The organism is Streptomyces sp. NPDC094147, from assembly GCF_044764265.1.
Classification (GTDB): domain Bacteria; phylum Actinomycetota; class Actinomycetes; order Streptomycetales; family Streptomycetaceae; genus Streptomyces.
In genome coordinates this window covers 320,273-333,718 of record NZ_JBIWHT010000001.1, presented here as the reverse complement: position 1 = coordinate 333,718, position 13,446 = coordinate 320,273, and the positions used below count along the sequence as shown (strand labels likewise).

Here is a 13,446-nt window from a genome sequence, read left to right as displayed (position 1 = left end):
GGGGATTGGCCATGCGTTGCCCCCTTTTTTCCGTTCCGACGGTTGTCAGTCCGCCGGATCGATTTCCCGCAGCAGTCCCGTCGTCACATCGAAGACGAAGCCGCGGACGTCGTCGGTGTGCGGCAGGAACGGCGAGGTCCGGACCCGCTGCATGGACTGGCGTACGTCCTGGTCGACGTCGCGGAACGACTCCACCGCCCAGGCGGGCCGCTGCCCGACCTCGTCCTCCAGCTCGTGCCGGAAGTCCTCGGTGAGCGATTCGAGACCGCAGCCGGTGTGGTGCACCAGCATGATGCTGCTGGTGCCGAGCGCGCGCTGGCTGATGGTGAGGGACCGGATCACGTCGTCGGTGACCACGCCACCCGCGTTGCGGATCGTGTGGCAGTCGCCGAGCTCCAGACCGAGGGCGGCGTGCAGGTCGAGCCGGGCGTCCATGCAGGCCACGACGGCCACGTGGAGCACCGGGCGGGCGTCCATGCCGGGATCGCTGAACGCGTCGGCATACGTGCGGTTCGCCTCGACCAGCCGGTCTGTCACCGTCCCGCCGCTGCGGACGGTCAGGTGCGGACGGGACGCAGGAGGCTCTGCGGGTATGTGCGCAGGAGTCGACATGTCTATGACGGTAGTCGCCGCTGATCGTTCGGTCTCGCCATGGGGGCGGAAAAAGACTGTCAACTCGGGCGCTTGTGAGCTAACCCACAACCCCCGCCACGTGTCACCCGTACGAGTGAAAAAAGTGCTCGGCGGCGCGCTGGAGGGTTGATTGACCCAAGGGACGAGTGGACTAAAGTGGCGCGAAGCGGGAGGCGTGACACACGGTCCTCCCCTTTGCACAATCCCAAACCTCCGGGAAGCACGGCCTCCCGGACCATACGTTTACCCGCGAGCCCGGCGCACGTACGGCTCGGCCTCCTCCCGCTCTCCGGTCGGCTGACGCCCCTTCCCCGGCGCCATCCGTTCGTCCCCCCTTCTCCCGGGGGAGCGGGGATCCGGCACGTATGTGCGGCGGTGCACCGGATCCTTGAGAGGGCGGCTTTGAGCCAGCGACACGTCCCGGTGATGCTCCAGCGATGCTTGGACATGTTGGCACCGGCCCTGACCGGGCCGGGGGCGGTCGTCGTCGACTGCACCCTCGGTCTCGGCGGCCACAGCGAGGCCCTGCTCACCCAGTTCCCCGAGGTGCGCCTGATCGGCCTCGACCGCGACAAGGAGGCCCTGCGCCTGTCCGGTGAGCGTCTGGCCCCCTTCGGCGAGCGCGCCACCCTGGTGCACGCCGTCTACGATGAGCTGCCCGACGTGCTGGAACGTCTCGGCACCCCCCGCGTCCAGGGCGTCCTGTTCGACCTCGGTGTCTCCTCCATGCAGCTGGACGAGGCCGACCGCGGCTTCGCCTACGCCCAGGACGCGCCGCTGGACATGCGCATGGACCAGTCGACCGGAATGAGCGCCGCCGAGGTGCTCAACACCTACCCGGCCGGTGAACTGGTGCGGATCCTGCGGGCGTACGGCGAGGAGAAGCAGGCCAAGCGGATCGTCTCGGCGATCGTCCGCGAGCGGGAGAAGGAGCCGTTCAGCAACAGCGCCCGGCTGGTCGAGCTGATCCGCGACTCGCTGCCGCAGGCCGCCAAGCGCACCGGCGGCAACCCCTCCAAGCGCACCTTCCAGGCGCTGCGCATCGAGGTCAACGGCGAACTCGCCAGCGTGGAGCGGGCGATCCCCGCGGCGGTCGAGGCCATCGCGGTGGGCGGCCGGGTCGCGGTGCTCTCCTACCAGTCCCTCGAAGACCGCATTGTCAAGCAGGTGTTCGCGGCCGGCGCCGCCAACACCGCGCCGCCCGGCCTTCCGGTGGTGCCCGAGCGCTACCAGCCGCGGCTCAAGCTCCTCACCCGCGGTGCCGAACTCCCCACGGAGGAGGAGGTCGCCGAGAACCGGCGGGCGGCCCCCGCCCGGCTCCGGGGGGTCCAGCGGATCAGGGAGGACGTGTGAGCAAACCGGCCAGGCAGCTGCGCGGCACCGCCGCGCGGCTCGGCAGGCTGATGCCTTCACAGGGACCGAACAGCGCCGCCCGCACGCCGTTCGTACTCCTTGTCGTGACTCTCCTCGGCGGCGGTCTCATCACCCTGCTGGTGCTGAACTCGGCGCTCAACGCGGGCTCGTTCCAGCTCAGCGAATACCGCAGGCAGACCACCGAACTCACCGACGAACAGCAGGCCCTCCAGCGCGACGTGGACGACCTGTCCGCCCCCGACGCGCTGGCCCGCCGGGCCGCGGACCTCGGCATGGTCCCCGGCGGCAGTCCCGTCTTCCTCGGCCCCGACGGCACCGTCAAGGGCGTCCCCAGCTCCGTCGGCGACCCCTCGCCCGCCGAGGCCGCCGAGCCGGCCCCGCTGCCGGCGGCGGCGCAGAACCCGGGTGCCGGCTCACCGCAGCCCAAGCACCGCACCCCGGCCACCCGGCCCCGGCAGCCCGCGAAGACCTCCCCGACCCCCGGCAGGTGACGCAGTGAGCCCCAAGGAACCCGTCCGGCGCCGGGTGCCCCCGCCCGCGCGGCCGAGGCCCCCGGCCCGCCGCCCCGCGCCCGCCAAGAAGCTCAAGCTGGGCAGCCACCGGCCCCGGCTGCGCCTGGTCAGCCTCGGGCTCACCCTGGTCATGCTGGCCTTCGTCGCACGGCTGCTCCAGGTGCAGGCCGTGGACGCCAGCGCGTACGCGGCCAAGGCCGAAAAGAACCGGTACGCCAGCTACGCCCTGCCCGCCGAGCGCGGCCGGATCACCGACCGGGCCGGCATCGCGCTCGCCACCAGCGTCGACGCGTACGACATCACCGCCGACCCCAGCCTGTTCACCCCCGAGGCCACCAAGGTCCCGGACGCCGCCGAGCAGGCGGCCGCGCTGCTCGCGCCGCTGGTCGGCAAGGACCAGGGCGACCTCGCCAAGAAGCTCAAGACCCCCAGGACCCGCTATGTGGTGCTGGCCCGCCGGCAGACCCCGCAGGTCTGGAACCAGATCAAGGACCTGAAGAAGGTCTTCGCCGAGAAGGCGTCCGCCGACCGCGCCAAGGGCGGCCCCGGCACCAATGTGCTGGCCGGGGTGCTGAACGAGTCCAGCACCAAGCGCGTGTACCCGAACGGCGACCTCGCCGCCGGGATACTGGGCTACGTCAACGCCGACGGCAAGGGCGGCGGCGGCCTGGAATCGTCCCTGAACGGGGAGCTGGCCGGCACCGACGGCAAGATCACTTACGCCCAGTCCGGCGGCCGCCGGGTGCCCACCGCGGGCACCCACGAGACCCCGGCCGTGCCCGGCTCCGACGTCGAGCTGACCATCGACCGGGACATCCAGTGGATGGCCCAGAAGGCGATCTCCGACCAGGTCGCCGAGTCCAGGGCCGATCGCGGCTACGTCGTAGTGCAGCGGTCCGACACCGGCGAGGTCCTGGCCATGGCGAACGCCCCCGGCTTCGACCCGAACAACCTCGCCCAGGCCGACTCGGCCGCCATGGGCAACGCGGCGCTCCAGGACGCCTTCGAACCCGGTTCCACCGCCAAGGTCATGTCCATGGCCGCGGTCCTGGAGGAGGGCGTGGCCACCCCCGAGACCCATGTGGTGGTGCCCAACCGGCTGCAGCGCGGCGACCGCCTCTTCAAGGACGACATCGACCACGCCACCTGGAACCTGACCCTCAACGGCGTGCTCGCCAAGTCCAGCAACATCGGCACGATCCTCGCCGTCGAGCAGCTGGGCAAGACCGACGCCCAGGCCGACGGCGTCCTGTACTCGTACCTGAGGAAGTTCGGCATCGGCTCGCCGAGCGGTCTGGACTTCCCCGGTGAGACCCCGGGCATCCTGGCCCCCGCGAGCAAGTGGTCCACCTCGCAGCAGTACACGGTCAGATTCGGCCAGGGCCTCTCGCTCAACGCCATGCAGGCCGCCTCGGTCTACTCGACCATCGCCAACGGCGGCGTACGCGTCGAGCCGACCCTGGTGCGCGGCACCAGGGGACCGGACGGCCGGTTCACCCCGGCGCCCGCGCCCAAGCAGACCCGCGTGGTCAGCGAGAAGACCGCCAAGAGCGTCGCCCAGATGCTCGAATCGGTCGTCGGCGACGCCGAGGGCACCGGAACCAAGGCCGCCATCCCCGGCTACCGGGTCGCGGGCAAGACCGGCACCGCCAACCGCATCGACCCCAAGACCGGCACCTACCGGGGCTACACCGCGTCCTTCGCGGGCTTCGCCCCCGCCGACAACCCGAAGATCACCGTCTACTGCGCCATCCAGAACCCCACCAAGGGCAGCTACTTCGGCGGCCAGATCTGCGGACCCATCTACAAGCAGGTCATGGAGTTCGCCCTCAAGACCCTGCAGATCCCGCCGACCGGAGCCCAGCCTCCCAACCTGCCCGTCTCCTTCGGCAGCAACGACTGAATCCGGAAGCCTCAGTGACAACCATCACCCAGGGTCCTGGGAACCAGGACGGGACCCAGGACGCCCCGCCCCCCTCTTTTGGCGACCCGGCGGGTGCGCCCGGTACGCTCACCGCCGTGCCACACGCTGATCAGTACCGAACCGCCCCGAAGGACGCCCCCGCGAAACAGCCGGGAGCGCCCCGACCGGAACAGGCCCGTCCGACCTCGCTCAGCGAGCTGGCAGAGCGACTGGGGACGAGCGACCCAGGGCCGGGAGAGGTCACCGGCATCACGCACGACTCCCGCGCGGTACGCCCCGGGGACCTGTACGCCGCCCTGCCGGGCGCCCGGCTGCACGGCGCGGACTTCGCCGCCCAGGCCGCGAGCCTCGGCGCCGTCGCCGTCCTGACCGACCCGGCCGGCCGGGACCGCGCCGCCGCGACCGGACTGCCGGTCCTGGTCGCCGGTGACCCGCGCGGCCGGATGGGGGAGCTCGCCGCGGAGATCTACGGTCACCCCGGCGAGGGCCTGCTCCAGATCGGCATCACCGGCACCTCCGGCAAGACCACGACCGCCTACCTCGTGGAGGGCGGCCTCCGCGGCGCCGGGCACGCCACCGGCCTGATCGGCACGGTCGAGATGCGGATCGGCGACGAGCGCATCAGGTCGGAGCGCACCACCCCCGAAGCGACCGATCTCCAGGCGCTGTTCGCGGTCATGCGCGAGCGCGGAGTCGACGCGGTCGCCATGGAGGTCTCCAGCCACGCCCTGGTGCTCGGCCGGGTGGACGGCTGCGTCTTCGACGTCGCCGTCTTCAACAACCTCAGCCCGGAACACATGGAGTTCCACTCCGACATGGAGGACTACTTCCGGGCCAAGGCGCAGCTCTTCACTCCGCACCGGGCCAGGCGCGGCGTCGTCAACTACGACGACGAGTACGGCCGCAGGCTGGTGAAGGAGGCGGGCATCGAGGTCACCACCTTCTCCGCCGAGGGACACCCGGACGCCGACTGGCGGGCCGAGGACGTCCGGGTGCGCCCGGACAGCAGCACCTTCACCGTCGTCGGGCCGCGGGGCGAGCGGATCTCGGCCACCGCCCCGCTGCCGGGCCCGTTCAACGTGGCGAACACCCTCGCCGCCGTCGTCACGCTGGCCACCGCCGGCCTCGACCCGCAGACCGCCGCCGACGGAGTGGCCGCCGTACCCGGCGTGCCCGGCCGCCTGGAGCGCGTGGACGAGGGACAGCCCTACCTCGCCGTCGTCGACTACGCCCACAAGACGGACGCCGTCGAATCGGTCCTCCGCTCGCTGCGCAAGGTCACCGAGGGCAGGCTGCACATCGTCCTCGGCTGCGGCGGCGACCGCGACCAGACCAAGCGGGGCCCGATGGGCGCCGCCGCGGCCCGGCTCGCCGACACCGCCGTACTGACCTCCGACAACCCCCGCTCCGAGGACCCCCTCGCGATCCTCGCCGCGATGCTGGCGGGCGCCGCCGAGGTGCCCGCGCACGAGCGCGGCGACGTGCTGGTGGACGCCGACCGGGCCGCCGCCATCGCGGCGGCGGTGGCCCGCGCTCAGCCGGGCGACACCGTCCTCGTCGCGGGCAAGGGCCATGAACAGGGCCAGGACGTCAACGGAGTGGTACGCCCCTTCGACGACCGCCTGGTGCTCCGCGCCGCCATCCAGAAAAGTCAGGGATGAAGTAGTGATCGCCCTCTCCCTCGCCGAGATCGCCGAAATCGTCGGCGGGCAGCCGCACGACATACCGGATCCGTCCGTCCGCGTCACCGGACCCGTCGTCATCGACTCCCGCCAGGTGGCGGCCGGTTCGCTGTTCGTGGCCTTCGCCGGTGAACACGTCGACGGCCACGACTACGCGCAGCGCGCCTTCGAGGCGGGCGCGGCGGCGGTCCTGGCGGCCCGCCCGGTCGGCGTGCCCGCGATCGTCGTGGACGACGTGCAGGCCGCGCTCGGCGCGCTCGCCCGCGACGCGGTACGCCGTCTCGGCACCGAAGTCGTCGCCCTCACCGGCTCGTCCGGCAAGACGTCCACCAAGGACCTGATCGCGCAGGTGCTCCAGCGCCATGCGCCGACGGTCTTCACACCGGGCTCCCTCAACAACGAGATCGGTCTGCCGCTCACCGCGCTCACCGCCACCGAGGAGACCAGGCACCTGGTCCTGGAGATGGGCGCGCGCGGCGTCGGCCACATCCGCTACCTCACCGGTCTGACCCCGCCCAGGATCGGTCTCGTACTGAACGTCGGGACCGCCCACATCGGCGAGTTCGGCGGCCGGGACCAGATCGCCCTGGCCAAGGGCGAGTTGGTGGAGGTGCTGCCGGAGCACGGCTGCGCCGTCCTGAACGCGGACGACCCTCTCGTACGGGCCATGGCCCCCCGCACCAAGGCGCGCGTGCTGCTCTTCGGCGAGGCCGAGGACGCCGACGTACGCGCCGAGAATGTCCGGCTCACAGCGTCCGGACAGCCCTCCTTCAGGCTTCACACACCCTCCGGGTGCAGCGATGTGACGTTGCGCCTGTACGGTGAGCACCACGTGTCGAACGCGCTCGCCGCGGCCGCCGTCGCCCATGAGCTGGGCATGTCCGCAGACGAGATCGCCCGCGCGCTCTCCGAGGCGGGCACCCTCTCCCGTTGGCGTATGGAGGTCACCGAGCGTCCGGACGGTGTGACGGTCGTCAACGACGCCTACAACGCGAACCCCGAATCCATGCGAGCCGCTCTTCGCGCGCTCGCGGCCATGGGCAAGGGGCGCCGTACGTGGGCGGTGCTCGGTCCGATGGCCGAGCTCGGCGACGAGTCGCTCGCCGAGCACGACGCGGTCGGACGGCTCGCCGTCCGGCTCAACGTCAGCAAGCTCGTGGCAGTCGGGGACCGGGAGGCGTCCTGGCTGCAACTGGGCGCATATAACGAGGGTTCGTGGGGTGAGGAGTCGGTGCACGTGTCCGACGCACAGGCGGCCGTCGACCTGCTGCGCAGTGAACTGCGCCCGGGAGACGTCGTGCTGGTGAAGGCATCCAGGTCGATCGGCCTGGAGCGGGTGGCACTGGCGCTGCTCGACAACGCCGTCGAGGGTGAGGTCGCCGCCCGATGAGGCAGATCCTCTTCGCGGGAGCCATCGGTCTCTTCCTGACCCTGGTCGGAACCCCGCTGCTGATCAAGCTGCTCGCCCGCAAGGGCTACGGCCAGTTCATCCGCGACGACGGCCCGCGCGGCCACGCCGGGAAGAAGGGCACACCCACCATGGGTGGCATCGCCTTCATCCTGGCCACGCTGATCGCCTACGCGCTGACCAAGGTGATCACCAGCGAGTCCCCGACCTTCTCGGGTCTGCTCGTGCTCTTCCTGACCGCCGGCATGGGCATGGTCGGCTTCCTGGACGACTACATCAAGATCGTCAAGCAGCGTTCGCTGGGCCTGCGGGCCAAGGCGAAGATGGCCGGACAGCTGATCGTCGGCATCGCCTTCGCGGTGCTCGCCCTCCAGTTCGCCGACGCCCGCGGAAACACCCCGGCCTCCACCAAGCTGTCGTTCATCAACGACTTCGGCTGGTCGGTCGGCCCGGTCATCTTCGTGGTCTGGGCGCTGTTCATGATCCTGGCGATGTCGAACGGCGTGAACCTGACGGACGGTCTGGACGGCCTGGCCACCGGTGCGTCCGTGATGGTCTTCGGCGCGTACACCTTCATCGGCCTGTGGCAGTTCCAGGAGTCCTGCGCCAACGCGCAGACCCTCACCAACCCCAACGCCTGCTTCGAGGTGCGCGATCCGCTCGACCTCGCGGTCGTCGCCTCGGCCCTGATGGGATCCTGCTTCGGCTTCCTGTGGTGGAACACCTCGCCCGCCAAGATCTTCATGGGCGACACCGGTTCACTGGCCCTCGGCGGCGCGCTCGCGGGTCTGGCGATCTGCTCCCGTACGGAGTTCCTGATCGCCCTGCTCGGCGGCCTGTTCGTGCTGATCACGATGTCCGTGGTCATCCAGGTCGGCTCGTTCAAGATGACCGGCAAGCGGGTCTTCCGGATGGCGCCGCTCCAGCACCACTTCGAACTCAAGGGGTGGTCCGAAGTCCTTGTCGTGGTCCGGTTCTGGATCATCCAGGGCATGTGCGTGATCGTGGGCCTGGGTCTCTTCTACGCGGGATGGGCAGCCGACAAGTGAGCACCAGCTGGCAGGGCAAGCGCGTGACGGTGGCCGGTCTCGGCGTCTCCGGGATGCCGGTGGCCCGGGTCCTCAAGGGACTCGGTGCCGTCGTCACGGCCGTCAACGAGGGCGCCGACGAGCGCTCCCGCGCGCAGGCCGCGGAGCTTCGGGCGCAGGGCATCACCGTGCGCCTCGGCGACGGGGACACCCTGCCTCAGGGAACCGAACTGGTCGTCACCACGCCCGGCTGGCGGCCCGGCAAGCCGCTGTTCGCGGCGGCCGCCGCGGCGGGCGTGCCCGTCTGGGGCGATGTCGAACTGGCCTGGCGGCTGCGGGACCTGGACGGCCGCACGCCCGCGCCCTGGCTCGCGATCACCGGCACCAACGGCAAGACCACCACGACCCGGATGCTCGCCTCGATCCTCAGCGCGGCGGGCCTGCGCACCGCCGCCGTCGGCAACATCGGCGTCTCGCTGCTCGACGTGGTCCTCGGCGAGGAGCAGTACGACGTGCTCGCGGTCGAGCTCTCCAGCTACCAGCTGCACTGGGCGCCCTCGCTGCGCGCCCACTCCGCCGCCGTGCTCAACCTGGCCCCGGACCACCTCGACTGGCACGGTTCCATGGAGGCGTACGTCGCCGACAAGGGCCGCATCTACGAGGGCAACACGGTCGCCTGCGTCTACAATGCCGAGGACAGGGCGACCGAGGACCTGGTGCGGGATGCCGACGTCCAGGAGGGCTGCCGCGCGATCGGCTTCACCCTCGCCACCCCCGGCCCCTCCCAACTCGGCGTGGTCGACGGCATCCTGGTCGACCGGGCCTTCGTGCACAACCGGCAGAAGAACGCCCAGGAGCTCGCCGAGGTCGCCGACGTCAACCCGCCGGCCCCGCACAACATCGCGAACGCCCTGGCCGCCGCCGCCCTGGCCCGTGCCTTCGGCGTCGAGCCCAAGGCGGTACGCGACGGACTGAGGGCGTTCCGCCCCGACGCGCACCGCATCGAGCACGTCGCCGACGTCGCCGGGGTCTCCTACGTCGACGACTCCAAGGCCACCAACACCCATGCCGCCGAGGCCTCCTTGGCGGCGTACGACCCGATCGTCTGGATCGCCGGGGGGCTCGCCAAGGGCGCCTCCTTCGACGAGCTCGTCCAGAAGTCGGCGAAGCGGCTGCGCGGGGTCGTCCTGATCGGCGCCGAGCGCCACCTGATCGCCGAAGCCCTGGCGCGACACGCCCCCGAGGTCCCGGTGGTCGACCTCGACCGGACCGACACTGGGGCGATGTCCGCGGCGGTCCGCGAGGCGGCAGGGCTCGCCGAGCCGGGGGACACCGTACTGATGGCCCCGGCCTGCGCCTCGATGGACATGTTCGCGAACTACAACAAGCGCGGCGAGGCCTTCGCGGAAGCGGTCCGCGAACTCGCCGCCGGCCGCGCCTAGCCGGACCACCCGTTCCACGGACCGGCGGCGCCGGGCACGACTGGAGGGGACAGCACACATGGCGGCCGATGTTCTTGGCGGCTCCGGCGCGGCCGGGCGCGGCGCGCGCGGGGTGCCCGCACTCGCCGGTCTCGTCCTGCGCAGCCGTACCGCCGCATCCGTGCGGCGCCCGGCCGTCCGCCGCGGCGGCACGGGCACGCCCCGGCCCCGCGGACCGCGCGGCCCCCGGCGGCTCGTCGAACAGGCCAGGAGGGCCTGGGACCGGCCGCTGACGGCGTACTACGTGATCCTCGGCAGCGCGATGCTCATCACCGTGCTCGGCCTGGTGATGGTGTACTCGGCCTCGATGATCAAGGCCCTGGAGCTGTCGCTGCCGGGCTCGTACTTCTTCCGCAAGCAGTTCCTCGCCGCCGCCATCGGGTCGGGGCTGATGATCGCCGCGGCGAGGATGCCCGCCAAGCTGCACCGGGCGCTGGCCTACCCGATACTGGCCGGTACGGTCTTCCTGCTGGTCCTCGTGCAGGTGCCGGGGATAGGGAAATCCGTCAACGGCAACCAGAACTGGATCTACCTGGGCGGTCCCTTCCAGCTCCAGCCCAGCGAGTTCGCCAAACTGGCGCTGCTCCTGTGGGGCGCCGACCTGCTGGCCCGCAAGCAGGACAAGCGGCTGCTCACCGAGTGGAAGCACATGCTGGTGCCGCTGGTGCCGGTCGCCTTCCTGCTGCTCGGGCTGATCATGCTCGGCGGCGACATGGGCACCACGATCATCCTGACCGCGATCCTCTTCGGACTGCTCTGGCTGGCCGGCGCCCCCACCCGGCTCTTCGCGGGCGTCCTGGGCATCACGGGCACGCTCGCCGCCCTCTTCATCAAGATCAGCCCGCACCGGATGGGCCGGCTGAACTGCATCGGCGCCACCGACCCGGGGCCGCAGGACCAGTGCTGGCAGGCGGTGCACGGAATCTACGCGCTGGCCTCCGGCGGATGGTTCGGATCCGGCCTCGGTGCAAGTGTGGAGAAATGGGGCCAACTCCCCGAGCCCCACACCGACTTCATCTTCGCCATCACCGGCGAGGAACTGGGTCTGGCGGGGACGCTGTCGGTCGTCGCCCTCTTCGCGGCTCTAGGCTATGCGGGTATCCGCGTGGCCGGACGCACGGAGGACCCCTTCGTGAGGTACGCCGCGGGAGGTGTGACCACCTGGATCGTGGCCCAGGCCGTGATCAACATCGGTGCGGTGCTCGGCCTGCTGCCGATCGCCGGTGTCCCGCTCCCGCTGTTCTCCTACGGTGGGTCCGCCCTGCTGCCGACCATGTTCGCCGTGGGGCTGCTCGTCGCGTTCGCGCGGGACGACCCCGCGGCGCGGGCGGCGCTGGCCATGCGGCAGCCTCGGGTGAGTTGGAAGTCGATGAGACGGCGCGTCAAGAAGCGTCCGTCCGGAGAGCGGTGAATTTCGGTGCATGTCGTACTCGCCGGTGGGGGGACCGCCGGCCACATCGAGCCCGCGCTCGCCCTCGCGGACGCCCTGCGCAGGCAGGACCCCACCGTGGGGATCACGGCACTCGGTACGGAGAAGGGCCTGGAGACCCGGCTCGTCCCCGAGCGCGGCTATGAGCTCGCGCTCATCCCGGCCGTCCCGCTGCCACGCAAACCCACCCCCGAACTGATCACCGTCCCCGGGCGGCTGCGCGGCACCATCAAGGCCGCCGAGCAGATCCTGGAGCGCACCAAGGCCGACTGCGTGGTCGGCTTCGGCGGCTATGTGGCGCTGCCCGGCTACCTCGCCGCCAAGCGGCGCGGGGTGCCGATCGTGGTCCACGAGGCCAACGCCCGCCCCGGCCTGGCCAACAAGATCGGCTCGCGGTACGCGGCCGGGGTGGCCGTCGCCACCCCCGACAGCAAGCTGCGCAACTCCCGCTACATCGGCATCCCGCTGCGCTACTCGATCGCGACCCTGGACCGCGCCCGGGTCCGCCCCGAGGCGCGCGCCGCGTTCGGGCTCGACCCCAACCTGCCGACGCTGCTGGTCTCCGGCGGCTCGCAGGGCGCCCGCCGCCTGAATGAGGTGATCCAGCAGATCGCCCCGGTGCTCCAGCGCTCCGGCATCCAGATCCTGCACGCGGTCGGCCCGAAGAACGAACTGCCGCGTGTCGAGCACATGCCCGGAATGCCGCCCTATGTCCCGGTACCGTACGTGGACCGGATGGATCTCGCGTACGCCGCGGCCGACATGATGCTCTGCCGCGCGGGCGCGATGACCGTCGCCGAACTCTCCGCCGTCGGACTGCCCGCCGCCTACGTACCGCTGCCGATCGGCAACGGCGAACAGCGGCTGAACGCCCAGCCGGTGGTCAAGGCCGGCGGCGGACTGCTCGTGGACGACGCCGAACTCACTCCCGAGTGGGTGCAGGGCAACGTCCTTCCGGTGCTCGCCGATCCGCACCGGCTGTACGAGATGTCGCGCTCCGCCGCCGAGTTCGGGCGGCGCGACGCCGACCAACTCCTCGTACAGATGGTGTACGAGGCCATCGCAGGACGCTGATCAACTGACGGAAGGCAGGGACCGTGGCCGGACAGGCGACCGCCCAGCGCGGTGGCGGACGGATCAAGAAGTCCGCGAAGTCCGGCCGGTCCGGCCCCCGTCCCCGGCGCGGCGGCCGGCTCCGGCTGCCCCGCCGCCGCGGTCTGCTGCTCGTTCTCATCGGCGCCGTCCTGCTCGGCGCGGGCGCCATCTGGGTGCTTTACGGCTCCAGCTGGCTGCGCGTCGAGCATGTGAAGACCACCGGGACACAGGTTCTGACGCCCGGCGAGGTCGAGGCGGTCGCCGCGGTGCCGATCGGTTCGCCGCTGATTTCCGTCGACACAGGGGCGATTGAGGCGCGATTGCGCCAGAAGCTGCCGCGCATCGACACCGTCGAGGTCGTTCGTTCATGGCCGCACGGGATCGGTCTGAAAGTGACCGAACGCAAGCCCGCTCTGGTCATGAAGAATGGTGCGAAGTTCGACGAAGTGGACGTGAAGGGTGTGCGTTTCGCCACGGTCCAACAGCCCGCGAAGGGCACCCCGCTGCTCGAATTGGCGGTGTCCCAGTCCCCGAGTCTGCGCCGCTTCGGCACCGACCGACTCGTCCTGGAAGCCGTGCGGGTGGCGGGCGAACTCCCGCCCGCCGTCGCCAAGGAGACGCGTTCCGTCAAGATTTCCTCGTACGACTCCGTCACGCTGGAGTTGAACGACGGACGCAGCGTGGTGTGGGGAAGCGACGAGGAGGGTGGGCTGAAGGGACGTACCCTCAGTGCACTGATGAAAGCCCGGCCGAAGTCGACCCGCTTCGATGTGAGTGCGCCCACCGCCCCTGCGGTATCGGGTAGTTGACGGACATATGCGCTGGCCAGCACCCTGGTTGGTCAGCGACATGGGTGATCACATAGGGTGAAAAGAAAAAC

Annotated in this window: 11 protein-coding genes; 10 read left to right on the top strand and 1 reads right to left on the bottom strand. The window is 70.9% G+C overall.

Annotated elements, in window-relative coordinates; translation table 11 throughout:
• Positions 1 to 45 precede the first annotated feature (45 nt).
• Complete coding sequence (locus ACIQ8J_RS01540) at positions 46 to 612, bottom strand: beta-class carbonic anhydrase (RefSeq protein ID WP_403263690.1); 567 nt, start codon at positions 610 to 612, stop codon at positions 46 to 48.
• A 423-nt stretch (positions 613 to 1,035) separates the two neighbouring features.
• Between ACIQ8J_RS01540 and rsmH the strand changes: the two genes are divergently transcribed.
• Genes rsmH through ACIQ8J_RS01490 form a run of 10 tightly spaced genes read left to right on the top strand, consistent with a single transcriptional unit; the run spans position 1,036 to position 13,375 of the window.
• Positions 1,036 to 1,986, top strand: a complete 951-nt coding sequence (gene rsmH, locus ACIQ8J_RS01535) for a 16S rRNA (cytosine(1402)-N(4))-methyltransferase RsmH (protein WP_403263689.1) — start codon at positions 1,036 to 1,038, stop codon at positions 1,984 to 1,986.
• The gene (locus ACIQ8J_RS01530; protein ID WP_403263687.1) at positions 1,983 to 2,498 is read left to right on the top strand and encodes a septum formation initiator; all 516 of its coding nucleotides are present in this window, start codon (positions 1,983 to 1,985) and stop codon (positions 2,496 to 2,498) included. The genes rsmH and ACIQ8J_RS01530 overlap by 4 nt, the downstream gene beginning before the upstream one ends.
• Before the next feature lie 4 nt (positions 2,499 to 2,502).
• Positions 2,503 to 4,422, top strand: a complete 1,920-nt coding sequence (locus ACIQ8J_RS01525) for a peptidoglycan D,D-transpeptidase FtsI family protein (RefSeq protein WP_403263685.1) — start codon at positions 2,503 to 2,505, stop codon at positions 4,420 to 4,422.
• Positions 4,423 to 4,436: 14 nt separating this feature from the next.
• On the top strand, positions 4,437 to 6,104 hold the full coding sequence (locus tag ACIQ8J_RS01520; protein WP_403263683.1) for a UDP-N-acetylmuramoyl-L-alanyl-D-glutamate--2,6-diaminopimelate ligase: 1,668 nt from the start codon (positions 4,437 to 4,439) through the stop codon (positions 6,102 to 6,104).
• A 4-nt stretch (positions 6,105 to 6,108) separates the two neighbouring features.
• The gene (murF, locus tag ACIQ8J_RS01515) at positions 6,109 to 7,515 is read left to right on the top strand and encodes a UDP-N-acetylmuramoyl-tripeptide--D-alanyl-D-alanine ligase (protein ID WP_403263681.1); all 1,407 of its coding nucleotides are present in this window, start codon (positions 6,109 to 6,111) and stop codon (positions 7,513 to 7,515) included.
• The gene (mraY, locus tag ACIQ8J_RS01510; RefSeq protein WP_399049794.1) at positions 7,512 to 8,582 is read left to right on the top strand and encodes a phospho-N-acetylmuramoyl-pentapeptide-transferase; all 1,071 of its coding nucleotides are present in this window, start codon (positions 7,512 to 7,514) and stop codon (positions 8,580 to 8,582) included. The genes murF and mraY overlap by 4 nt, the downstream gene beginning before the upstream one ends.
• Positions 8,564 to 10,003 carry a UDP-N-acetylmuramoyl-L-alanine--D-glutamate ligase gene (gene murD, locus ACIQ8J_RS01505; protein WP_403263680.1) on the top strand — a complete coding sequence of 480 codons (1,440 nt, stop codon included), beginning with the start codon at positions 8,564 to 8,566 and terminating at the stop codon, positions 10,001 to 10,003. Before mraY ends, murD begins: the two co-directional genes overlap by 19 nt.
• Positions 10,004 to 10,061: 58 nt before the next feature.
• A complete protein-coding gene (ftsW, locus tag ACIQ8J_RS01500; RefSeq protein ID WP_403263678.1) occupies positions 10,062 to 11,453 on the top strand; it encodes a putative lipid II flippase FtsW in 1,392 nt (463 codons plus the stop codon).
• A gap of 6 nt (positions 11,454 to 11,459) precedes the next feature.
• Entirely contained in the window at positions 11,460 to 12,545 is a 1,086-nt protein-coding gene (murG, locus tag ACIQ8J_RS01495; RefSeq protein ID WP_403263676.1) for an undecaprenyldiphospho-muramoylpentapeptide beta-N-acetylglucosaminyltransferase, read from the top strand.
• A gap of 23 nt (positions 12,546 to 12,568) precedes the next feature.
• Positions 12,569 to 13,375 carry a cell division protein FtsQ/DivIB gene (locus ACIQ8J_RS01490; protein ID WP_403263674.1) on the top strand — a complete coding sequence of 269 codons (807 nt, stop codon included), beginning with the start codon at positions 12,569 to 12,571 and terminating at the stop codon, positions 13,373 to 13,375.
• Positions 13,376 to 13,446: the final 71 nt, after the last annotated feature.

Coding starts and splice junctions, on each gene's coding strand:
- ACIQ8J_RS01540 (WP_403263690.1), bottom strand. CDS start 612: ATGTCGACTCCTGCGCACATACCCGCAGAGCCTCCTGCGTCCCGTCCG.
- mraY (WP_399049794.1), top strand. CDS start 7,512: ATGAGGCAGATCCTCTTCGCGGGAGCCATCGGTCTCTTCCTGACCCTG.
- murD (WP_403263680.1), top strand. CDS start 8,564: ATGGGCAGCCGACAAGTGAGCACCAGCTGGCAGGGCAAGCGCGTGACG.
- ftsW (WP_403263678.1), top strand. CDS start 10,062: ATGGCGGCCGATGTTCTTGGCGGCTCCGGCGCGGCCGGGCGCGGCGCG.